The organism is Cellulophaga sp. L1A9 (assembly GCF_009797025.1).
Classification (GTDB): domain Bacteria; phylum Bacteroidota; class Bacteroidia; order Flavobacteriales; family Flavobacteriaceae; genus Cellulophaga.
In genome coordinates this window covers 2,201,380-2,227,121 of sequence record NZ_CP047027.1, presented here as the reverse complement: position 1 = coordinate 2,227,121, position 25,742 = coordinate 2,201,380, and the positions used below count along the sequence as shown (strand labels likewise).

The window sequence follows — 25,742 nt, the reverse complement described above, 5'->3', positions numbered from 1 at the left end:
ATTCGTAGTTAGAAATGGAATACATTATAAATTTAACACTTATTCTTTGGGCATCACATAGGTAAACTCCAAAGCATTTAAGCCTTTATGTACATCTTCATTTTTCATGAAATAATACCATAACATGCCACTTCTATAATTTTCTATCATCACTGGAATTGGCCCTTGATCTATGGCCAAATACCTAGGCAAGCTCCAATTATCTGTTAAGCTATACGCATCATAAGGGCCATATTTACCTATAAGACTATCTTGTTCCGTATATAAATATCTTAAGAAGGCTAAACTCTCTTTTGGAGTATATGGCATTGAGGATAAAGCTGCTGTTGGCGAGATAACCCCTAAATCATTATCTGGACGGTGACCCGCATATCCATTCATAGAATAACTAGAGGTAAATCCCCATGCCTTTTCACCGTATCCTTTAAATTTATTTGGATTAGCAACGGCATGCTTATAATGAATCAAAGCATGATTTTGATTCAGTTTCCAATAATTTGCATACTTATCTGATAAGCCTTTTGGATTAAGACCTAAATATGAATAGTGGGCCCAAAATAAAGGCCCTACTGGCGACTTATCATGCTCATAATGATTTAATTCTGTTTCTAATCCATAATAGGTTGTATCCTTGGCTATATTCCCGTTTGATGCCCAACCTTGATCATACACTTCTTTTTTTATAGGATGTGTTGGTGATGCTGCCCCTAAAATATACATGATTAAAGCTTCATTATACCCACCTACTGGAAAGTTCATATCCCAACCATGGTTTGGAGACCAGTGCCAGTACAATACATTTTCACCTTTAGTATACCAATCAAACTCTACTTCTTCCCAAAGTTTTTGAATACGTTCTCTAATGGCTAATTCCTTGTCATTAGATAAATTGAAATATTCTTTAGCAGTAAGTAATCCTTGAATCAAGAAAGCCGTTTCTACCAAATCTCCTCCATCATCTTTGCTACTAAAAGGCGCTGTTTTTCCTGAAGGTTGCAACCAATGAGGCCAAGCCCCATGAAAGCGATCTGCCTTCTCTAAAAAGCTTAGCATTTTTTCATATCGCGCTACAGCTTGTTCTCTGGTGATAAAACCTCTTTCTACTCCTACAAGGATAGCCATTAAACCAAAACCAGATCCTCCAATAGTAATAATATTTCTATCATGAGAAGGATAAATACTATCTAAATGAATACGTTCTCTTGCCAAACCAGAGGTTGGTTCTGCACCTTCCCAGAAATAGTCAAAAGTTTGTCGCTGTATTTTGTCTAATAATTCATTGTCAGAAATTGTAGCTTCTTCTTTTTCTGAAGTCTTTATTTCTTTTTCATTCTTAGCCTTGCGGCCATTGCATCCCTCAACTACAGATACAACAGCCACTAAAACTAAACTCACTATCACCTTTACTAAAATCTTCATATGCACTATCAACGTATATTATTATCGCTTTTACAAAAGCGCTCTAAACCTACTTTTATAGGGTAATTATTCTAATTCGCATTCATCACTGCGGTTACTTGCTCTGGTGTCAAGGCTTTATTGAAAAACCGCAATTCATCAAAATAGCTGAGATCTGCACCATGACCCCATTCTGTAAATCTTGGCGCACCAGAACCTATAGAAACCAAATCGCAATTTGCCCAACTAATTCCTGTTTCTACAGTAGCAACGGCCACACCGTTAATATATACCACAGTGGTAGTTTCTGAGATTGTAAATGCTAAATGCACCCATTCTCCCGCCGCTGGATCAATATCTGCTGCTGTAACTCCGTCTGCCCATTCTTCTCCATCACCATTTCCAACATTAAGTTTAATACGTTGTAGGCCGTCTGCATTCTCCCTTAACAATCTAAACCCACTTGTACGCAAGTTTTGAATTTCTGGATAACCGGCATTTTCTGTATCTGGAGGGCCTACGGTAAGAATACCCGCTCTATCTGGAGTATCATTTACTTTATACCACATTGCAGCACTAAATTCTGGAGTAGTTAGTCCTGTTGTTGGCACTGTCAAATATGAATCTGCTGCTCCTGCATAAGCGTTGGTACCAACTTTAGCTTCGCCTGCAAAACCTGCGTTACCAACAATTGTAGCTTCATTGGTACTAAATAAATCTATATGATCACCATCAAATGGCATGTAAAACATTTCCCCATCAAAGGTACCGGTGTATGTATTTGGACCTACGCCAGAATCATCTTGAATAATAGTTTCAATTTCTGCTTGAGAAAGCGATTTATTAAAGATTCTAAGTTCATCCATAAAACCTAAATCTGATTTATGGTCCCAACCACTAAAATTAGGAGCGCCAGACATAATAGATAGTACCGCTACATCCGTCCAATCTATACCATTGAAAGGTACTTGCTTCACCAATTGCCCATCAATATAAACACTAGCCTCGGTGCCTGACACGGTAAATGCCATATTCACCCATTTACCAGCAGAAGGATCTACATCTGCAGCCTCACCACCATCTACCCAAGTATTATCTACTCCTGTACCAGCGTTTAATTTAAAACGCTGTAAACCATTGGCATTCTCTCTAAAAAAACGATATCCTGAAGTTAATACGTTCCCTCCAGAAGCATCTAATGGCGGACTCATAGCCAACAAACCTGCTCTGTCCGGAACTGCATTTACTTTCGTCCAAAAGACAGCACTAAATTCTTGTGTTTTTAAATCTTCTGCAGGAAAAGTCAAATACGAATCTATTGCTCCTGCATAGGCACTGGTTCCATTTAGCGCATCGTCAGTGAAACTTGGCGTACCTACTATAGTTGCAGATTGAAAACTAATTAAATCTACATAATCACCATCAAAAGGCATGTAAAGTACTTCTCCATCATACTTTTTAACGTAAGCAGGTACTTTTTCGAAGCTCACAGAACTTGTCGTATTTTTTCCTTCTATATCTGTTGCAGAAATTGTCAATACGTGAGTCCCATCTTCTAATCCACTATACACCAAATCATCAATTAAAACCCGACGATAATCTTTAAAAGAAGTAAACGTTCCAATTTCTACATCGTCTAAAAAAACCGTAATATCTTTGACTTCAATATCATCTGTAACTTCAAAATCAATAGTAATATCTGCCAACGCTGCTAATACGTTAACCTCAATGCCCTCTTTTGGGTAATTTATTTTTATTGCTGGAGCTGTTGCATCTACTCCAGGATCTACTTGCGTTATCCCGTCTATACCTTCATCACAGGAATACATAAAAAATACTGCAACCAAAGCCAATACACTATATTTTAATTTTTTCATGGTTTTTGTTTTTAGTTGGATTAGTTGCTTAAAATTGAGAATTGGTCTACTTGTGCTTGCGGATAAGGCAAGAATTTCAAGTTTTCTGAAAAGGTTCTACCGTCATAATTAAGCTCATCATAACGCTCTAATCTAATAAGATCAAAATAGCGCTTGCCCCATTCCATTCCTAGTTCAGCAAATTTTTCATCAATAACTTGATCTAGTGTAACCCCAGATAATGTAGGCATATTAGATCTTGCTCTTACAAGATTAACCGCTTCATCAGCCGTGATTGAACTTGCTGTAGCCCCTTGGGTAACTGCTTCTGCATACATTAAAAGTATTTCTGCATAACGAATAACATTATAGTTTTTATTACTGCCATAGTCTGTTCTGCCCTCTATTAATTGGTTAGAAGGTAAATAGTGCTTACCACTTGCAAATAAGGCACGAGAATAATCATTAATTACATCGTTATCTCTAGTTGTTTTATTAACAAAACTTGGTAAATTGGCATAATCAGGATCAGCTTGCAAGGCTTCAATTCCGCGATCTGTAAACAGAACACTTGTTTCCAAACGTACTGTTTCTCCTCTATCTAGCATAAATTTTATAAATTTTAGACTAGGCTCATAAAAACCCCATCCACTAGAAGAGCCTTCTACATCTGGCGTCCAGCCTTGTGGCCCATATGGTGCTAATAAATGGTTTGAACTATCACCTTCACCTTGTCCAAAATCTGAGAATTGCATCTCTAATAATGCTTCATCACTTAGCTTTCCTGGAGTCTTGAACAATTCATAGAAATCAGAAAACAAACTAAAAGAACCCGAGTTAATTATCTCACCTGTGGCATCCGCTACCGCTTGATAATTCTTTAATTCTTGATTTGCCATTGCCTTGATAGCCAAAGCAGTATTTTTAGTAACTCCCCCAGGGATATCTGTTCTTTCGTTAGGTCTACCAGCAGGTAAAACAGGAATAGCCTCATCCATTTGGTCTGAGATATGCTGCATCACCTCATCTTTTGTTGGTAATACCGTAACTTCTAATAAATCTCCCGTATTTGATGAGGTAGGAATAAATACATCTCCCCAAACTTGAGAAACTTGAAGCAACATCATTCCTCTAAGCACTTTTGCTTCAGCGATATATTGATTTCCTAAGGCCACACCATCTGGATCGGCAAATTCTTGGTAGCGTTCTATCTGCTCCATTGCGGTATGCGCTGTAATAATATCTACATACATGTTTTCCCAAAGAGAATTGTACATCCAATAATCTTTGTTATAGGTAAACAAATCTGTAGCAGCAAAATCTTGTTGATCGCCTAAACCACCAGAATTAACATCATCTCCTCTAACCGATAATAATAAAGGCTGCTCCCATCCTCTAGATTGAAAAGCGGCATACACTCCAATCGCAGAAAGCACCATGTCCTCTGTTTTTGTAAAATCTGTAGCTCCAGCAAAAGTATTATTGAGCTCAGGCTCATTTAAATTATCTGCACACCCACTTATTGCCAATCCAAAAAAGGCTAACAAGAGTGATGTCGTATATGTTTTAAACAATTTCATATGTCTTATTTTTTAGATTTTAATATTAACTCCAAAGGTGTAAATTGCAGGAATAGGATACGTTTCATTATCAACCCCATTAGAGACTTCCGGATTAAACCCATTATAATTAAATACCGTTAATGGTTTTTCTGCAGTAAGGTATATTCTAGTTTTTGGTAGTCCTTTGATACTATTATTTTTATTAATGGTATAGCCTAATGTGATGTTTTGGAGTCTAAAGAATCCCCCATCTTCCACGAAAAAGTCATTTAATTTTTGGTTCCACCCCTTACGGATTCCTGCAGCAGATGGATAGCTATTGGTAGTACCTTCACCGTGCCAACGGTTTACAGCAAAATCTCTATCGATATTCGTATCACTCGTAAAAATCACTTCTCCTCTTTTACGATTTAATATTTTATTCCCACCTTGACCTAAACCACTTGCAGAAAAATCAAAGCCTTTATACTCAAAACCAAGATTAAAGCCATAAGAATATGACGGTAAGAAGGAACCCAACACCACGCGGTCATCATCATTTATTCCTTCTACACCATCGGTATCTTTATATTTAAAATCTCCTGGAACTAATCCATTAGCAACAGCTACAGGGTCTGCTTGAATTTCTGCATCGTTTTGATATACACCTTCTATTTCTAAACCATAAAAAGCATATATTGATTCTCCTACTATGGAACGTTGGCGGAATTCTGCAGAGCCAGCATCTAGAAAATCTGGTCCGTCTAGGTCTAATACTTCATTGCTTAGTGTTGCAAAATTAGCGCCTATAGAATAACTGAAATCTTTAGAAACTTGCTTACTCCAATTAAGAGCCACTTCTAAACCTTGATTTCTTATTTCTCCAACGTTTTGTCTTGTAGTTCCTGGTATTAAAGGTCTCTCTACAGGAATTACGGCATCTTTAGTATCTCTGATGTAATAGTCTGCTTCAAGACTTAAATTATTATTAAAAAGCCTTGACGTAATTCCAAAGTTCAATTCTTCTACTACTTCCCATTTTAAAGCTGTAAAATCACTACCCGTGGTTAAGCCACTATATTGCTCATCACCTAAAGCTGTTGTTACTACGGTTGAAGTAATAGATCCTGAACTAGAGTCCACACTATCATTTCCTAATTTACCCCAACTTGCACGTAATTTGAAAAAGTCTAACAAGGTTACGTCTTCCATAAAAGACTCTTCTGAAACGACCCAACCAACACCAACTGTTGGAAAATAACCCCATTTTTCTTGGTACTTATTTGTTCCGTCTGCACGGTACGTACCATACAATAGGTATTTATTATCAAAATTATAAGAAACCCGACCAAAATATGAAAGGCCATATTCTCTTTCTCCGTCATCTATTACACTATTCTCAGGTGTAGTTAAGGATTGTGACAAATAGTAAGAAGCATCACCTGTAACTGGAAAATTTAATCCCGTAGCTCCTAAAAGCTCATACGACTCATCTCTGAAAGAAGTCCCTCCAAGAACAGTTAAATCATGCTTTCCAAATTTTTCTGTATAGGTTAACGTATTGTCCCATATTTGATTAGAAACTGTTGTATTTTTTTTAATAATCTCTGAATTTTCTCGTTGAAAATTATTTCCAATAAAATATGGCAGTCTTACTTGTCTACCTTCTATAGTTTCAAAATTATGGTTGTATGCTGTTTTAAACTTTAATTTATTAGGAACAACATCAATTTCCGCATAAAAATTAGCTAAAACGTTTCTAATTTTTAATCTGTTTTCATTTAAATCCATAATTGCGAATGGATTCTGACTTCCTCTATATCCTAAATCTTGTGCATTCGCATAATTATTAGGATATACATTAGAGTTGTTTAATAATTCCGGATCGTATACAGGTAATATTGGCACTGCAAAATAGGCCAATCTCCATGCTGAATCTTCCGCATCATAACGGGTAGCATTACTCAAAACCATATTACCACCAACCTTCAACCAATCATTAACTTGAAAATCTATTTTACTTCTAATATTAAAACGCTGGTATTCATTTTTCATCTTAAGAATACCTTGCTGCTCAAAATAGTTAACACCTATACTGTATGTGGCATCTTCACTTCCGCCAGTTACTCCAAAACTATGGTTCTGAATTGCTGCAGGACGCAAAATTTCATTGTACCAATCTGTATTTACATCTGGAACGTTTGGATTTACTCTACTTCTGCCATAGCGTTGCATTGCATTTAAAATAAACTGTGCGTCTGGAGCAGAACCAGATTCTAAAGCAATGGTTGTGAATTGTTCAGAATTTGCTAGAGGCAAAATATTCTGTGCCTTTTGGTATCCCGTATACCCATCATAGGTAATTTGCGCTTTCTGGTTTAATTTACCCGATTTAGTTTCAATCAAAACAACGCCATTTGCTGCACGTACCCCATAAATTGCAGCAGCAGATGCATCTTTCAACACAGAAACAGAAGCAATATCAGCGGTATTTAAAAAATCTATGTCATCAAAAAACATCCCGTCTACAACATATAAAGGAGATGAAGAACCGCCATAACTACCAATACCACGAACACGAACCGTTGGTGACTGCCCTGGAGCCCCATTGTTAATAATCTGCAAACCAGCTACTTTTCCTTGCAAGGCCTGCATAGCTTGGCCAGTTGGTGTAGCTGAGAGTTCTTCAGATTTTATTGTAGTAATTGCCGATGTTAAATCTTTAGTTTTCATCTCACCATACCCGACAACAACAATTTCATCTAATGCTTGCGCATCTTCTTGCAATGAAATAGTCAGCGTAGTTTGGTTGTTTACTGCAACCTCTTTTGACGTGTATCCGATAAAGCTAATGACCAAAACACCATCAGCAGAAACATTATCTAAAGTAAAATTACCATCAAAATCTGTTTGAGTTCCGGTAGCGGTACCTTTTAATACTACCGATGCTCCCGGCAAGGGTATATTATCACTATCTGTTACTGTTCCTGATACAGCAGAAGCCTGACTGTATAAGAGCGATTGAAACAGCAAAAACGAAATCGTCAATATTACATTGCTTATTTTCATAGTTCTTTATTAAATTGAGTTAGAATGATGCTAAAGTATAAAACAAGCCTTGTTGTAGTGTTTGTTTCTAGATACATAATAACTACATCAAACTACTTTACAGCGCTAGATGCAGTATTTACTGGGTAGGTGCAGTAGTACAATGAGCTATTGAAGTTAAAATTTTAACATAGTGATGTAGTAATGATGTAACTCAAAAAATGTAAATAAGGCATATTTAAAGCTTTATTATGCTATTTATAAATTTTTATGCGCTAAAAATTGAGGTATTGCTAATTTTTAGCACTAGCATTTACCAATTATCTGCCAATTCTTAAAAAGTGATTAAAAAGCTAGAAAGGTATTCTGATGTATCTATTTGTAGTTTTTTTCGCAATCGATACCTATGAATTTCTACTCCACGAAGTGATATCCCCATTAAAGGCGCAATCTCTTTAGAAGACAAATTCATTTTAAGATACGCACAAAGCTTTAGATCTTTGGGAGTAAGTTTAGGGAACTCTTTAAGCAATCTTTCAAAGAAATCTTCATGTAGTTCTTTAAAGTTAACTTCAAAACGTTTCCAATCCTCAGAATCGTTCACCGATTTGTCTAACTTTTTTATAAACGACCCGTAGCGTGATGAACTAGGGAACTTATCCTTATTCATGACTACCATGTTTTTCAACTCTAAAATAACCTCATTCTTTTTGGCAATATTTAAAGTTGTACTCGTTAACTCTTGCTGTTTTAGTTTTATTTCTTTCGCAAGTTTTTCTTTTTCTAGATTGGCTAAATGCTCTTCTTGCTTGCGGTCCATTTTTTCTTCAAAGCTCTTCTGTTTTCGCTCTAATTTCTTTCGATTATAACGTCTAACAAGAACGATAATCATCAGAAAAATTAATGCATAAACTACTTTACTCACTACAGATAAATACCATGGTGGAGCAATGGTAAACGAGATTATCTTTGGTTCAGAAATTTTACCATCAATACTTACTGTGGAAATATTAACCTCATAAAACCCATGTGGCAAATTCTGAAAATGAAGGGTACCGCTATCTATATAACTAGCTTGTTCCTTAGCACCTGACAATTCATAAAAATATCTAGGCTTTGTTAGATTGGGAGAAGCTACTTGAAAGCTTATATTTTGAGAATTTTTGTAATCAATCTGAAAATTTTCTTTCACTAAAGAAAAACGATGTTCTTCATCCTTAAAATAAGAAAGTTGTGGTTTAGGAACATTAAAATTATCGAGGTAGCTGTTTAATTTAGTTAAGTTTATTTTAGCAAACCCATCATTAAGCGTAAGCATAAAAATAGAGTCGTTTAACTTTACAACATTCTCCGCATCGGGCACCAAACGTTTCTTTAGTACATTCTCTGCAATAGAAAGATTTTTCTCTCTTAGGTTGGTATAAAAAATTTCTTTACTATTCTCATTATCTATGAACCAAAAGTAATCGCCATCATTATAAATAAGTTCATTCCCTTTATATTTTTCAAAATCTTCAAATACTTCAATTTTATTTAGAATTGCATTATACGCATACCAGATGCCATCTGCATATAGCACAATCTGATTTTTTACATTATATACCTTAACATTATAGTTATTGGGGATGGCATCATGAGTAAACTCTTGAACCTCCTCTACACTGTCTAAGGCTTCATTGAGTCTCAATCTAAAAAACCCTTTATAAGGGTGCGCTGCCCAAACAACATTTTTAGATTCAAAACACAATTGTTTTACAGGAAATTGTACGCCTTTAATAGGCTGAACCTCCCAGGCACCCTCTGTATTTTTTGAGAATTTAGAAATCCCTATATACGTGCCTTGAAGGTAACTGCTCTCTTCTTCCGGAACCTTTACAATCTGGTAGCCACCCGAAACCGAAGAAACTAATTCTAATGTATTTTTAGACACTTTAAAAGTCCCTGTATTATGGCCTGCAAATAATTCGTCATCAATTAGCTTTAAATCCCATACATGGCCTTGAGAATTTTCTACAAACTGCAACGCATCATCCTCAAAGAAATAAATTCCAGTATTGCTCCCTAAATACAAAACATCATCTACGTAAGCAATATCATAGGTAGTTCCTACAGCGCCTGAAAAATCTGTATAATAGGTAATTGGTGCATTTGTTCTTATCCGATCTATACCATTATCCAAGCCCAACCATAATTGATTATCATAGTGAAAAATAGACAATACCGTATTGTTTTGCAATCCCGTTTCTCTATCTAGATTGATGTAAGAATCTTGCATTTTATCATAAAGGAACACCCCTTTCTTAATCGTCCCAAAAGCAATCTTATCATTTGGATAAGGAACAATATCATTAAGCTGATGCTTTTTCAACTCTTCATTTATGACATGATCCCATTCCTGTAGCATACCATTTTCAAGTACATAGCATCCGTTAAGTTTTGTGCCAATAAAAAGCTTATTGTCAATACTCGCCATGGCTATAATGGTCTTACCCAAAAGTGCCTCCAAATTAGGAAGAGGGATGAGTTGAGTGTCTTGATATTTATAAATCCCCGTTCCACCACCCGCAATGTAGAGTTCGTTAGTATATACTGCTATATCTGTGACAACACCCTCCACATCAATAACCTCAATTTTATCATCTTTATACTTGTAAACCGTAGAAAAAGACCTGAAAAATATAGCATCATTAAAAGGAATTATTTGCCAAAACTCCTCATTGGTAAAGGTGTAATTTTTAATTAAGTGCGTTAAAGACGTATAATCCAAGAGACCAAACTCATTCTTCTGCCAATACCCAAACTCTTCGTAAGAACCTGTGAAAATTTTATCATCTAAAACACTAACAGCCCTTATAATGGTATTATTTGGCAGTTTATTAAGTACCCATTCTTCACCATTAAAATAGAGCAAGCCTTTATTGTTTGCGGCATACAGCGCCCCAGAGTCATCTACTGCCACATCCCAATTCTGACTAGCTGCTTGATAGTCAAATATTTTATAATTGTAAATTGGGGGCAATACCTTTTGTCCAAAAAGTGCATTGGAAAATGATAAAAGGAATATAATAATGCCGTAATAACACTTCATTTTGCAATTAAATTATTTAATGGTACTTCTAAAAATGGAGATAGGTACTGGTAACACCTTAGATTACAAAAATACTAAATCTACAAACGAAAAAAGACGCTTAAATTAATTAGCGTCTTTACATCTAAATGCTTCTTATTCGTTATTTAAATCCGAAGTTCTTAATCCCTTCATGACTAGTTTTAATTACCTCTAAAGGCTTCATTCCATCAAAGGTCATATCTTGTTCTACCATATAATATTCCATCCCTGAAAGGTCTTTCTTTGCTAAAATTTTAGCAAAATCTATTGTTCCTGTTCCAACAGGTGCAAACCTGCCTTGCTCATCCATATCTTTTACATGCCAGATTTTGAAACGTCCTGGATATTTTTCAAAATAAGCTAATGGATCTGCCCCGGCTTTTGTAACCCAGAAAAGGTCCATTTGAAAATTTACAAATTTAGGATCTGTATGTTCCAACATATATTCAATAGGCACAATCCCATCCGAATCTTTCTTAAATTCAAAATCATGATTATGGTATAATAACTTAAGCCCCGCAGCATGCGCTTTTTCACCTAAGGTATTTACAATTTTCGTTAAGTTTTCTGCTCCACCCGTCATACTCATAGTACTTGTGGCATCATCATAATGAAATAATCCCATTGGAGGAATTGGCACTACAAAATATTCAAAACCTGCGGCTTTTACATCAGCCATCATTGCTTCTGCATTTTCTAATGTCACATCACTATGGTGTGTGCTTATGGGAACAAGTTCTAAGCTATCTAATAATGCTTTAAAAGCTACTGGAGACATGTTGTAAAACTTACCTTCGCTGTATCCGGCTGCTTCAATATTTTTATACCCTGCATCTGAAACTGCTTTCAAGGTAGCTTTAGCATCTACTCCCATGTCATCTCTAACCGTATAAAGTGCTAAGCCTCCAAAATTGCTTTCGGCTACAACTTCCGGAGTACCTTCTGGAGTTTCTACTTTTTTTTCTTCCTTACAAGAGTTAAAAAATACGGTCAACGATAATAAAACCGTATAGATTGCTATTTTTTTCATGATTTAAATTTTGAGTTTATTTCTAAGTTGATAAACTAAGATAATTTATTATCAAGAGAACATGACGGTATTCAAAGAATAATCCCAGAATAAATCTACTACAACGATTGATTAAGGGTATGTGAATTTTGGAAAGGGAATGATATTTTATTTAAACCATCAAGAAATTTAGTTCAATAGTTTAGGAGTCCAAAAATGTAATAAAGAAGGCCCATACTATAAAACCAAAAAAGCCTCTACATTTCTGTAAAGGCTTTCTGTCGCTCTGCTCCCCCTCTTGGGCTCGAACCAAGGACCCTCTGATTAACAGTCAGATGCTCTAACCAGCTGAGCTAAGGAGGAGTGTACTCTATCGCGTTAGCGGCTGCAAATATAAATGTTTTTTCAAACTAGCCAAGCAAAAAAAATAGAATTTTTAATTTTTTTTTTAATTGACGTCAAATATTATAAAAATCGCTTGATAATATTCCAAATATCGTTACCAAAAACAACAGCCATTAAGCCCATAATAATCACAAAACCAATTATTTGACCACGTTCCAAAGTTTTTTCACTCGGAGCTCGTCCAGAAATCATCTCATAAAGTAAAAACATTACGTGTCCGCCATCTAAAGCTGGTATTGGTATTAAATTAACAAAAGCCAACCAAACCGAGAACATTGCTGTAAAACTCCAAAAGAACATCCAGTTCCATTGTGGAGGCATCATTTCTACAATACCTATAGGTCCTTTAAGCGATTTATAAGCCTCTGTCTTTGGTTTAAAAAGAATTTTAAACTGCTTGATCTGCTTTGTTAGCACATTAATAGTTTCATTAAATCCTGCAGGTATAGCCGCAAAAAAGCCATACTCATCGGTCACTATCAAATCATCTGCATTTAAATAAACACCTATAATACCTTCTTCTGGTACTATTAAGTTTAAGTTCTCTACACGATCAGCTCTACTTACAGCTAAAGCAATAGATTTTCCTTTTGAGCTTCTAATTGCTGTGGTAAAATCGTTCCAGTATTCACTAGGCGTATTATTTATAGATATAATTTGATCTCCTGAAACAATACCTGCTTTAGCTGCTATTGAATTAGGAACAACACTATCTATAAGTGATTTTTGTCTATACCTTAAAAAGTTTTTACCTTGGGTAGATATCACTTGCTTAATTCCTTCATCTGGAACAGGAAAGGTAACTTTCTGCCCTTCTCTTTCAACCGTGATCTCATCACCCAATAAAATATCTAAGGTTGCATCTGTGAATTTTTTAGACTTCACACCATCAATAGACAAAATCTTATCTCCAGTTTTTAATCCAATACCTTCTCCAATGGAATCTACCAAAATTCCGTATTTCAAATTATCGGCCGGAATATAACTATCACCATACGTTACTAGAAGCATTGTATAAATAATCCACGCAAGAAAAAAGTTTACGGTTACACCGCCCAACATAATAATTAAACGCTGCCAAGCTGGTTTAGAACGAAACTCCCACGGTTGTGGTTCTTTCTCCATTTGTTCTATATCCATACTTTCGTCTATCATCCCAGCCATTTTCACGTAACCTCCTAATGGCAACCATCCAATACCGTATTCCGTATCCCCTATTTTCTTTTTAAATAAAGAAAACTTGACATCGAAAAATAAATAGAATTTTTCTACTTTAACTTTAAAATATTTTGCTGTAAGAAAATGCCCCAATTCATGTAAAATAACAAGAATTGATATTATTAAAATAAAGGTAAGTATCTGTGTAACTACGCCCATCTAGTGCTAAATTTAACTTTTTGAGCGCCAAAAGTAAGCTTTTAGAAGGTGTAAAAAAAGTAAACTATATTTCGACAAAAATTTTTAAGAAATATTTAGCAGCAAACTCATAATATGGGTTGAATGGTTTCTAAAGCCTTAGTACCTTTGCATAAAAAATATGCGTTCCTTTTTTTCAAAATATAAATTATTCGGAATTGTTTTTCTCTGCTTGTCTGCCGTAATCATGTATTTGTTTTATAACGCCCTGCAACCACAAAAAATACTCCCCATTTACCAACCTGCAGATTTTAATCCAGAACTGGTAGACCCTTCATTACTCCACGTAAAAAAATACCATACGATTGGCGATTTCTCATTGACAAACCAAAATGGAGAAATCATTACCAATGAAACCTACAAGGATAAAATTTATATTGCTGATTTCTTCTTTACCACCTGCCCTACTATATGCCCAATTATGACAGATAACATGGGGACGATACAAAAAGAAATTTTAGAAGATGACGAAGTGATGTTACTCTCTCATTCCGTTACTCCCGAAATTGATTCTGTGGCACAATTAAAAGCCTATGCAATAAAAAAAGGAGTTGTAGATAGAAAATGGAATTTAGTTACGGGTGATAAAAAGCAAATTTACGATTTAGCCAGAAAATCTTACATGGCAGTAAAGACCGTTGGAGATGGCGGACCTTTTGATATGATACATACAGAAAATTTTATGTTGATTGATAAAAAGCGAAGAATTAGAGGCACTTATGATGGCACAAATCCTGAGGAAATTAAAAAGCTTCTGGAGGATTTAAAAATTCTGAAAGATTCTTATAAGGATAAATAAGCTGTAATTTGAAAAAAATGCTTTTTTTATGATTTTAAAGACATATTTTTTATTGATTTTCCCTTACTTTTGCTCTTAATTAAAATCAATCTAAATAAAAATTGATCAAAACAGTTGCACAATTAAAACACGGAGAACGAGGCATCATCAAAGAATTTGCAGATGATATCTTGCCTATCAAGTTACTTGAACTTGGTTGTTTGCCCGGAAATGAAATTGAATTAGTGCAAGTCGCTCCTTTTAAAGACCCCATTTACATCAATGTAAATGGATCACATATAGCCATCCGCAGAGCAATGGCAGAACTCATCGATTTAGAAATAATAGATAATACTACCTTTTTATAATGAGCAAACAGATTAAGGTAGCGCTAATAGGAAACCCTAATACTGGAAAAACATCAGTATTTAATCAGTTAACAGGATTAAACCAAAAAGTAGGTAATTACCCTGGAATTACTGTAGAAAAAAAAGAAGGAGTTTGTAAATTACCCAGAGGCGTAAAAGCACACATTATAGATTTACCAGGAACCTACAGCCTTAATACTACTTCATTAGATGAAAGTGTTGCTGTAGAATTACTATTGAATAAGAATGATAAAGATTTTCCTGATGTTGCCGTTGTTGTAGCAGATGTTGAAAATTTAAAGAGAAACCTTCTTCTCTTTACACAGATAAAAGATTTAAAAATTCCGACCATATTAGTTATTAATATGGCTGATAGAATGTCTAGAAAAGGAATTACGCTAGATATTCCCCTGCTCGAAGAGAAGTTAAATACTAAAATAGCTTTAGTTAGTACACGAAAAAATATCGGAATTGAAAAACTTCGTGAGCTTATCTTAGACTACAAGTCGCTTTCTATTGTACCTAATATAGATGCAACAGTAATTTCTCCAGATTATTTTGACCGATTACGCAGTGCGTTTCCAAAAGAAGATATTTATAAATTATGGCTTGTAATCACGCAAGACGTAAACTTTATGCCTATTGAAAAAACGCTATATCAGAATGCCGCATCGTTTGCAACAAAATCTAAACCTGAACTAAAACGATTACAACAAAAAGAAACTATTTTAAGGTATCAATTTATTAATGGCATCTTAAAACAAGCTCATAAAATAGATTTAAATGCCGCTAAAGGACTTAGAGCTGGCTTAGATAAAATACTTACACATAAGGTGTTTGGGTATGTAATTTTCTTTTTGATATTACTTACTATTTTTCAAGCAATCTATGTTTGGAGTGCCTACCCAATGGAATTTATAGAAAATTCTTTTGCGAGTGCAACGGAATGGGTAGAACATTCCCTCCCACCCGGTGTCTTCACTGATTTAATTGCAGAAGGAATTCTCTCTGGTATTGGTGGTATTGTTATTTTCATTCCTCAAATTGCTTTTCTTTTCTTATTTATTTCATTGCTAGAAGAAACCGGATACATGAGCAGGGTGGTTTTTTTAATGGACAGACTTATGCGCCCTTTTGGTTTAAGTGGTAAAAGTATTGTTCCCCTTATTTCGGGTACGGCCTGTGCTATTCCTGCAATTATGGCAACCAGAACCATTGAGAATTGGAAAGAACGACTCATCACTATTCTAGTGACTCCTTTCACAACATGCTCCGCAAGATTGCCTGTGTATTTAATAATAATTACCCTTGTCATCCCTGATGGACGCTTTTTTGGACTTAGTTATCAAGCGCTAACCCTAATGTTGCTTTATTTATTAGGATTCTTCACTGCCATTTTTTCTGCAATGATTTTGAATAAAATATTGAAAATTAAAAGCAAGTCGTTTTTTGTTATTGAAATGCCTAATTATAAGCTTCCACTTTTGAAGAATGTGGCATATACTGTTTTAGAAAAAACGAAAAGCTTTGTTTTTGGAGCCGGAAAAATCATCTTAGCAATCTCTATAATACTATGGTTTTTAGGATCTAATGGTTCTTCGGATGCATTTACAAATGCCGAAGAAATTATTGGAAATAAAATTAATACTTCCGGATTATCAGACTATAATCAACATGCTATTGCCACAGAATTAGCAAGCTACGAAAAAGCGTTAAACGATAGTATTATTAAAAAATCATACCGCATTAATCAAACTGCTTTAGCAGATTCTATTGCCATTAAATCTGTAAATTTATTTGAGCACGCCAAGAAGCAAGAAATATCTAGCTTTAAATTAGAAAACTCATATATGGGGTATATGGGTAAAGCCATTACACCTATTGTAGAACCTTTAGGTTATGACTGGAAGATTGGTATTGCTATTCTAACATCTTTTGCCGCTCGTGAAGTTTTTGTTGGAACTTTAGCCACCATTTATAGCGTGGGGAGTGATGAGGAAGAAACGATCACAAATCGTATGGCTGCAGAAATAAACCCAGTGACACAAAAGCCTTTATTTAATCTTGCTTCTGGAATATCACTATTACTCTTCTACGCTTTCGCTATGCAATGTGCAAGTACTCTAGCTGTAGTAAAAAAAGAAACAAATACCTGGAAATGGCCTATGGCACAATTAGTTTTCATGAGTGTATTTGCTTATATTGTATCTCTAATCGCATATCAAATATTAAAATAATATGGACGTACTGCAAAACATACTCATGTATACAACCCTAGCTCTAGCTGCGGGATACGTTATCAAGAAATATTTCTTGCCGAAAAGACTTTTTTCGTCAAAAAAACAATCCTCGAAAAGTTGTGGTAGTAGCGACTGTGGTTGTCATTAATCAAAAGAATTAAAAATAATTGCCTCTTGAGGCAACTATTCCTAACATAGTTGCGTCTATTGTTTTAGAGAAGATGACCAAAATAATAAAAGTCATCAAGCCTTCAAAACAGTTAAATAAGTATTAAATAGCTCATAAGAAAATCAAAAAGTTGCTTATTTAATGCCTTTCTATTCCTTGTTTTGTTTTGGCTCACTTAAAACAACACTATGATCAAAACTACTACACTTGGATTCTTTTTTATTTTAATATTTTCTGTGAACTATAACTTTGCACAAACTATTAGCGCAAAAGTTATAGATTCTATTACCCAAGAACCTGTACCATTTGCAACCATACAATTTGCAGATGACATGGGCGTAATTACCAATGGAGAAGGTGGTTTTAATATTCTCCTAGATGCCAAAAACAAAGAGACAGATTCCTTATTTGTTTCTAGTATGGGTTACAAAACGTTTAAAACTACCTTAGGAGAATTTAAAGACTCTATACTAGTGCTAAGTCCACAAAATATTGAATTAAAAAACGTAATTGTTTCTAACAAAAACTATTCTGCAGATGAGATTGTAGATTTTATAAAAGATAACGTAGATAAGAACTATACCAAATCATTTACCAAAAAAAGACTCTTTTTTAGAGAGCACTACCACCAATATTTAAACAGAACTAATTATTCAAATTTTGAATCTACCATTGATGCTTTCAATAAGAATTTTGTTGATGAAATCATAAGCTCTGTGCCCCGAAGTGATGATTATTACGTAGAAGTACTCTGTGATCTGTATGGAAATTACAACAACGAAAAACAAAAAATTGATGTCATCAAGGCCTCTAAAATGTATGACAAAAACAGTGAAATAAACCTTGATCAATTAGAAGAGCGCATGGAGAAAATTCTAAAAGAGAATGTAAAACCAGACTCTTATTTAAAAATTAAATCGGGCTTATTTGGAACTAAAATTGATAATGACGAACTTTTTAAAACACAAATAGATTCTAGTGACGTAGCCGCATTAAATAAGAAATTAGAGGAAGATAAAAAACGCAAAGAAGAACAGAAGTTACATTTTGCGGCAGGTAGAGCGAATAAAATATCGACCCTTTATGAAGATCTGTTTTTTATGGATGATTCCAAGCTTAATTTCTTGTCAAAATCTCGAAAGTATGATTTCTCCATTCGTGAACTCACATATCTAGGTCAAGATATTGTATATATCTTAGATTTTGTTCCTAACGGCAATGCCGATTATAAAGGAACTCTTTATGTAAATGCAGATGATTTTGCCATAGTACGAGTAGATTATGAAAACGTAAAATCTTTAAAATCATTTAAACTACTAGGGGTATTTATGAATGACTATTTAGATAAAGGCAAAATGATTTTTTATAAAGGAACCGATAACAAATACAACCTTAGATATATTGAAAAAGAACACGGCGGAATGGGTGGCGCAAAACGTCCTTTAAAAATAATTGAATACAATAAAGTAGTTAAAGGAAAGAATAGACAAAACGAATTATCATTAGATTTTGATTTTGCTGCGACAAACATTAATAGCTATGAAATTGTAATTTACAATACCGAAGAAATTAGCAGCAGTACTTTTGAAGGTAAAAATTTTGACAATAAAATTACGCCCACGTACTTAACCCGTTATGATCCTGAGTTTTGGAAGGGATACAACATCATAGAACCCAATCAAGCAATAAAAACATATACAGCAAAAGAAGAATCATCAAAATAAACTCCACATCATAAACGTTAAAAATATCTTAAAATACATACGCTCCTGTAACGATTAAAAATAGCATAAGTCTTTCATGCATAATCATCAATCATGAGAGCCACCATCACAAGTATTTTTCTAATCATTAGCGTGCAGCTGTATGTACATGCGCAAGATTCTACCACTGTTATTCCTAAACGGATATATACCACCAAGGCCTTAGTCACAGAGAACAGTCTTTTTATAGATGGTATTATTGATGAGGAAGCATGGAATACAGTGGAATGGGATAGTGCGTTTATTGAACAGCAACCCGATGAGAATACCGCTCCAGATCATCAAACTAAATTTAAAATTGTCTATGACAAAAATTACATATACGTTGCTATCCGGTGCTTAGACATTTCTCCTGAAAAAATTGTAAAGAGACTCTCCCGTAGAGATGGCTTTGAAGGTGACTGGGTAGGTATATTCTTTGATAGTTATAACGATAAACGAACATCGTTTAACTTTATAGTCACCGCCGCAGGAGTAAAAGGAGACGAATTTTCAACAAATAATGGGAATGATTCTGACGAAAGCTGGAATCCTATTTGGTATACAAAAACCAGTATTGATACTGAAGGCTGGTCTGCTGAAATGAAAATTCCGCTGAGTCAATTAAAATTTGGTAAATCTGAAGAACAAGAATGGGGCCTACAATTAATGCGAAAACTTTTTAGAGAAGAAGAGCGCTCAATATGGCAAAGGGTACCTCAAGACACTCCAGGTTGGACCAGTGAGTTTGGCACCTTAAAAGGATTACTAAATATTGAACCTCAAAAACAGTTAGAAATACAACCGTATACAATTGCAAAATTTGAGACTTATGAAGCGGAACCAGGAAACCCGTTTAAACAAGGAAATGACACAAAGTTTACAGGAGGCTTAGATGCCAAAATTGGAATCACCAATGATCTTACTTTAGATCTAACTATTAATCCTGACTTTGGCCAAGTAGAAGCAGATCCTTCTGCGATTGCTTTAGATGGTTTTCAAATTTTCTTTGAAGAACAGCGGCCTTTCTTTGTAGAGAACAAGAATATTTTTGACTACACAGTATCTCGCTCAGAAGCCGGGAATACGTTTGGCTCCGACAATGTATTTTATTCAAGACGAATTGGAAGAAGTCCGCAAGGATACCCGAATACAGCAGATGGCGAATTTGTAAATCACCCAGAAAACACAGAAATTATTGGTGCCGCTAAGTTTAGCGGTAAAACTAAAAGCGGATGGTCTATTGGCGTTTTAGAAAGTGTTACTGCAAAAAAATATGCAGTTATTGACAACAATGGAGCGCGTAGAAAAGAGCTGGTGGAACCACTAACAAATTATTTTATAGGGAGGCTACAAAAAGATTTTAATGATCGAAACACCTTCATTGGCGGTATGTTTACCGCTACAAACAGAAACAACTTACCGGATAATTTAAATTTCCTACACGAAGCGGCATACACCGGTGGTTTTGATTTTAAACACCAATGGAATGATAGAGATTGGTATGTAGGTGGCAATTTACTTTTTAGCCACGTTACGGGCAGTAAAGAAGCCATAACAAGAACACAGGAATCTATAACCCACTTGTTTCAGAGAGCATCTACTAGTTATTTAAATGTAGATGAGAATGCAACTTCCCTAACTGGTACAGGCGGTAATATGCAATTAGGAAAAGTTGGTAATGGTCATTGGAAATTTGAAACTGGCGCTACTTGGCGTTCTCCAGAATTGGAACTTAATGATGTTGGATTTCAAAGGCAAGCAGATGATTTAAGGCATTATACTTGGGTTGGGTACCAAACACTAAAACCAGACAATACTTTTAGAAAAGTAGGCATAAACTATAACCATTGGAGCGTTTGGGATTTGGGGGGTAACCATAATAACTTACGATTTAACACCAATAGCTGGCAGAATTGGAAAAACAATTGGTTCTCAAACGTAAGCTTCAACTATGCGCCTACGCAATATGATAATTTCGCATTAAGAGGCGGACCAAGGTTACGAAAGTCCTCTGAAATCAGCTATGCCAATGGGATAGAATCTGATGGCAGAAAAAAATTACAATTAAGCATTTTTCAATCAGGTACAAAAGGCGTAGACAACTCGTATAAAAATTATGAGATTGAGTTTGGGATAAGATACCAACCCATAAATGCCTTGAGTATATCTGCCTACCCTAGTTACGGAACCAATAAAGACCAATTACAGTTTGTAGATAACATAGCGTATGATGGCGGCACTAAATATATTAATGGAACCGTAGATCAAGAAACCATAAGTATGTCTTTGCGCATAAACTACACCATAAATCCTAATTTATCCATACAGTATTGGGGTCAGCCTTTTGTCTCTAATGGCGTCTATTCAAATTTCAAAGAAATTGCGAATCCTTTAGCCAAAAATTTTGAGGATAGAATAGCATCTTACACGCCTAATCAGGTTTCTTTTGACAATGGTAGCTATAGTATTGATGAGGATATTGATGGCACAACTGATTATAGCTTTGAAAATCCAGACTTTTCATTCACCCAATTTAGATCTAACTTAGTGGTACGTTGGGAATATAAGCCTGGTTCAGAAATATTTTTGGTATGGTCACAAGACTTATCTAGCGGCGGTAACCCTAATGATGGCTTATTTGCGACTTTGGATAAAAATCTTTTTGGAGACTTACAACCTAAGAATATATTTCTATTAAAAGCCACGTATCGCTTTGTCTTTTAAATTGAATGTTTTAATCCAGGAAGGAGAAACACATTTAAAATCAAATGACAAGTTAGGTGGTCTTAAGAAAATTTTAGAATTGTAGATGCGATAAAAATTTAATACTTTCAACACTCAAATTGAAAGAGATAGAAATATTGCATTTTCAATTCCTAAAAAGAATTAAAGTAGGATTATAGACTACCTCTTTTTGTTTCATTTAAAATGATACTAAACTAACTCTTTATGAAATCCTTTTATTCGATTAGCTTTTTACTAGCCACTTTATTTGTAAATGCACAAGGAACTCAATTACTAAGACAACCTACAATTTCTGATACAGAAATTGTATTTGTGTATGCTGAAGATTTGTGGAAAACAACTATAAACGGTGGTCAAGCTATACGATTAACTAGTAATGAAGGTTATGAATCTAACCCACATTTTTCTAAAGACGGTAAAACAATTGCTTTTACAGCAGAGTATGATGGAAATGTTGATGTATATATTATACCATCCACAGGAGGAGAACCTAAAAGATTAACTTATCATCCGTCTGCTGATTTTGCAGAAGGCTGGACTCCTGAAGGCGAAGTTCTATTTAGATCTGGAAGAGAAAGTAAACCTACAGTCACCAATAAATTATATAAAGTAACAACTACAGGTAGTTTTCCTGTGGCTATTGACATCCCAAGAGCTGCATATGGAGAATTTTCTGAAAATGGTAACTTTATAGCCTACACCCCTATTACTTCTTGGGATCCAGAATGGAGAAATTATAGAGGAGGGCAAGCAATGCCTATTTGGATTGTAAATATGGAAACCAAAGAGTTAATTACAACACCCCAGCCCACAAAAGAACGTCACTTATATCCTGTATGGTTTAATAATAACGTTTTTTACTTGTCTGAACGTGATTACGCCAGCAATATTTGGTCTTTTGACCCTGTGACAAAAAAAGAAAAACAAATCACTTTTCATAAAAAATTTGATGTTAAAAGTTTAGATGCAAGTACTACTTCTATCGTTTATGAACAAGGCGGTTATTTACACCTTGTAAATCCAGAAACGGGAATAACAAAACAACTTTCTATTATTATAAATGGTGATATGAATTTTGCAAGACCCCGTTGGGAAAGTGTTACTGCTAAGCAATTAACAAACCCAAATATTTCTCCTACAGGTAAAAGAGCAGTATTTGAACATCGTGGAGATATTTTTACAATCCCTAAAGAAAACGGAACTTGGAAAAATATTACAAATAGCTCAGGAGTAGCAGATCGTTCGCCTGTTTGGTCTCCAAAAGGAGATAAGATTGCTTGGTTTTCTGATGCCACAGGAGAATACGAACTAGTGGTAGCAAATCAAGATGGTGAACATAAAAAAAGCTACAAACTACCTAATACTACGTTTTATTTTAAGCCAGATTGGTCTCCTGATGGTAAACATATTGCATATTCTGATACTGACTACAACATCTGGATTATTAATTTGATGACAGGAAAATCGGAAAAGGTAGCTACCGATTCTTATGCGCATCCTACAAGAACCATGAATCCTATCTGGTCTCCAGATAGTCAATGGATTGCTTTCCCAAAACAATTAGTCAATAATTACAAAGCAATTTTCGCTTATAACAACACTACGAAAGAAACAATTCAATTAACAGATGGACTTGCAGATGCTATTAGTCCAATTTGGGATGAATCTGGCTCCTATTTATACTTTTTAGCAAGCACAAATTATGGCTTGCAGTCTGGGTGGCTAGACATGAGTTCTTATGATACTAATGTGACAAGAAGCCTATATGCTATTGTCCTATCAAAAGATACAAAGGCTCCTAATCTACCCAAAACTGATGAAGAAAATGAAGAGAAAAACACAATACCAACTAAAGCCATTTCTAAAAGTAAGAAGAAAGATGATCTAGAAACTCCAAAAATTATAGTAAAAATTGATGCTGACGGAATTTATCGCAGAATCGTAGCTTTAAAATTAGCCGATAAAAATTACACTAGCTTAGCAAAGGGTCCAAAAAACGTTTTATTCATTACGGAACAAGTTCAAAATGAAGACGGTCTAACACTTCATAAATATGATATTGAAAAAATGACGACCGAAGAATATGCCATAAAAGTGAATGAAATAATCGTTTCTAATGATCGCAAGCATATTTTAATTAATACTGATACTTCTTGGCTACTTTCCGAAACAACATCTAAACCAGATGTTAGTAAAGATAATTTACCGATAAACATCAAAATTAAAATTGATCCAACGGCAGAGTATGAGCAAATATTTAAAGAAGGTTGGCGCTATATGAGAGATTTTCTTTACGTTAATAATACACATGGAGCACCTTGGGACACTATTTACGAATGGTATGCTCCATGGATAAAACATGTACGTCATAGAGCAGACTTAAACTATGTAGTAGATATCATGAGCGGAGAAATATCTATAGGACACTCCTATGTTTCAGGAGGAGATATGCCTGATGTAGATTTTGTTCCAATAGGGTTATTAGGTTGTGATTTTACCATTGAAAATGGCTATTATAAAATCTCAAAAATTTACAATGGAGAAAATTGGAATCCTGATTTATATGCACCATTGGCACAACCGGGTCTTGAAGTAAAAGTAGGAGACTATATTACTGCAATTAATGGTAAACCTCTCAAAGCAACTGTAAATCCATTTGTATTATTAGAACAAACTGCCGGAAGAGAGACAAGACTAACAATTAACAATTCTGCTAGTTCTGGTGGAAAAGAAATTTTAGTAAAACCTATCAGCAGTGAACGAGGTTTAAGAACCTACGATTGGATTGAAGGTAACAGACGCAAAGTTGATGAACTTTCTGGAGGTAAACTCGCTTATGTTTATGTTCCTAATACCGGAAATGGAGGCTATGAAGCTTTTAACCGATATTATTTTTCTCAACAAGATAAAAAAGGAGTCATTATTGATGAACGCAATAACGGTGGTGGTTCTGCTGCCGATTATATGATTGATATTATGGCGAGAGAACCTTATGGTTATTTTAATAGTAAAACAGAAGGTAATAGACCATGGACATCGCCAGCCGCTGGCATCTGGGGACCAAAAGTAATGCTGATCAATGAGCGTTCTGGTTCTGGAGGTGATTTATTGCCCTATATGTTTCATATGAAAAAAGTAGGGCCTTTAGTAGGGACTAGAACTTGGGGTGGTTTAGTAGGTACATGGGATACACCACCATTTATAGATGGAGGTAGAATGGTTGCGCCAAGAGGTGGCTTTTATGATATTGATGGAGAATGGGCCGTAGAAGGAGATGGAATTGCTCCAGATATTGAAGTTATTCAAGAACCAAAACTTGTACTACAAGGAAAAGATCCGCAGCTAGAAAAAGGTATTGAAGAAGCCCTTAGATTATTAGAAACGCAAGAGTTTAAAATGAAGCCTGAACCAAAAGCTCCTATTCGCTGGAAACGACCAAAAGGGTACCAAGAAGAATAATATTTTCTATTAGAAGTAAGGTATCGCTTTGTCTTTTAAATTGAATGTTTTAATCCAGGAAGGAGAAAAGAAGTAGCCCCCAGCCTATTACCAAAAATAAGCCCCCAAGAGGCGTAATAGGCCCTAGTATTTTTATTTTTTTATTCTTAGCAGCACTTAGACAAAGGCCATAGATACTAAAAGAAAATAGCAACGTACCAATACTAAAACAATACACAACATACCGTTCTATACCAATAGAAAAATCAAAATTAAATCCTACAACAAGCAAAACAATGGCGTGGTACATTTGGTATTTAACGCCCGTTTCAAAACTCTTTAATTGTTCTTCAGAAAATATTTTTTTAAGGGCATGCGCACCAAAAGCACCAAATAGCACTGCAAGCATCCCATAAAGAGCACCAATCACTTGTGTAAATACAATCATCATATTAAATTTTAAACGAAGATAATGAT

14 protein-coding genes and 1 tRNA gene are annotated in these 25,742 nt (G+C 35.0%); 6 read left to right on the top strand and 9 right to left on the bottom strand.

The genetic code is table 11. The annotated features are described in order from the left end of the window. Positions 1 to 39 precede the first annotated feature (39 nt). The 8 genes from GQR94_RS09565 to rseP form a co-directional block, all read right to left on the bottom strand. Positions 40 to 1,419: a glucoamylase family protein gene (locus GQR94_RS09565; protein ID WP_158975286.1), complete on the bottom strand. Its 1,380-nt coding sequence runs from the start codon at positions 1,417 to 1,419 to the stop codon at positions 40 to 42. 71 nt (positions 1,420 to 1,490) lie between these two features. Next, the gene (locus tag GQR94_RS09560) at positions 1,491 to 3,275 is read right to left on the bottom strand and encodes a LamG-like jellyroll fold domain-containing protein (protein WP_158975285.1); all 1,785 of its coding nucleotides are present in this window, start codon (positions 3,273 to 3,275) and stop codon (positions 1,491 to 1,493) included. 20 nt (positions 3,276 to 3,295) lie between these two features. Beyond that, positions 3,296 to 4,834, bottom strand: a complete 1,539-nt coding sequence (locus GQR94_RS09555) for a RagB/SusD family nutrient uptake outer membrane protein (RefSeq protein ID WP_158975284.1) — start codon at positions 4,832 to 4,834, stop codon at positions 3,296 to 3,298. A gap of 12 nt (positions 4,835 to 4,846) precedes the next feature. Then, positions 4,847 to 7,864: a TonB-dependent receptor gene (locus tag GQR94_RS09550; protein WP_158975283.1), complete on the bottom strand. Its 3,018-nt coding sequence runs from the start codon at positions 7,862 to 7,864 to the stop codon at positions 4,847 to 4,849. Positions 7,865 to 8,177: 313 nt separating this feature from the next. Further along, entirely contained in the window at positions 8,178 to 10,931 is a 2,754-nt protein-coding gene (locus GQR94_RS09545; RefSeq protein ID WP_158975282.1) for a Two component regulator three Y domain-containing protein, read from the bottom strand. A 142-nt stretch (positions 10,932 to 11,073) separates the two neighbouring features. Further along, on the bottom strand, positions 11,074 to 11,982 hold the full coding sequence (locus GQR94_RS09540; RefSeq protein WP_158975281.1) for a sugar phosphate isomerase/epimerase: 909 nt from the start codon (positions 11,980 to 11,982) through the stop codon (positions 11,074 to 11,076). 268 nt (positions 11,983 to 12,250) lie between these two features. Beyond that, a tRNA-Asn gene (locus GQR94_RS09535) sits at positions 12,251 to 12,324 on the bottom strand. Between the two features lie 102 nt (positions 12,325 to 12,426). Continuing rightward, positions 12,427 to 13,743: an RIP metalloprotease RseP gene (gene rseP, locus GQR94_RS09530; protein WP_158975280.1), complete on the bottom strand. Its 1,317-nt coding sequence runs from the start codon at positions 13,741 to 13,743 to the stop codon at positions 12,427 to 12,429. A gap of 160 nt (positions 13,744 to 13,903) precedes the next feature. Here rseP and GQR94_RS09525 point away from each other — a divergent pair, with 160 nt between their 5' ends. The 6 genes from GQR94_RS09525 (at position 13,904) to GQR94_RS09500 (ending at position 25,286) form a co-directional block, all read left to right on the top strand. After that, positions 13,904 to 14,581, top strand: coding sequence for an SCO family protein (locus GQR94_RS09525; RefSeq protein ID WP_158975279.1), 678 nt, complete (start codon positions 13,904 to 13,906; stop codon positions 14,579 to 14,581). Between the two features lie 101 nt (positions 14,582 to 14,682). Then, on the top strand, positions 14,683 to 14,928 hold the full coding sequence (locus tag GQR94_RS09520) for a FeoA family protein (RefSeq protein WP_158975278.1): 246 nt from the start codon (positions 14,683 to 14,685) through the stop codon (positions 14,926 to 14,928). Further along, entirely contained in the window at positions 14,928 to 17,165 is a 2,238-nt protein-coding gene (gene feoB, locus GQR94_RS09515) for a ferrous iron transport protein B (protein WP_158975277.1), read from the top strand. Before GQR94_RS09520 ends, feoB begins: the two co-directional genes overlap by 1 nt. Before the next feature lie 360 nt (positions 17,166 to 17,525). Continuing rightward, positions 17,526 to 19,061: a carboxypeptidase-like regulatory domain-containing protein gene (locus tag GQR94_RS09510; protein ID WP_158975276.1), complete on the top strand. Its 1,536-nt coding sequence runs from the start codon at positions 17,526 to 17,528 to the stop codon at positions 19,059 to 19,061. A 93-nt stretch (positions 19,062 to 19,154) separates the two neighbouring features. Beyond that, positions 19,155 to 21,806 (top strand): DUF5916 domain-containing protein, encoded by a 2,652-nt coding sequence (locus tag GQR94_RS09505; protein ID WP_158975275.1) that lies wholly within the window; start codon positions 19,155 to 19,157, stop codon positions 21,804 to 21,806. Positions 21,807 to 22,031: 225 nt separating this feature from the next. Then, complete coding sequence (locus tag GQR94_RS09500) at positions 22,032 to 25,286, top strand: S41 family peptidase (protein ID WP_158975274.1); 3,255 nt, start codon at positions 22,032 to 22,034, stop codon at positions 25,284 to 25,286. Positions 25,287 to 25,335: 49 nt separating this feature from the next. On the opposite strand, the gene GQR94_RS09495 is transcribed toward GQR94_RS09500, so the two are convergent. Continuing rightward, positions 25,336 to 25,713, bottom strand: a complete 378-nt coding sequence (locus GQR94_RS09495) for a DUF423 domain-containing protein (RefSeq protein ID WP_199271574.1) — start codon at positions 25,711 to 25,713, stop codon at positions 25,336 to 25,338. Positions 25,714 to 25,742 lie beyond the last annotated feature (29 nt).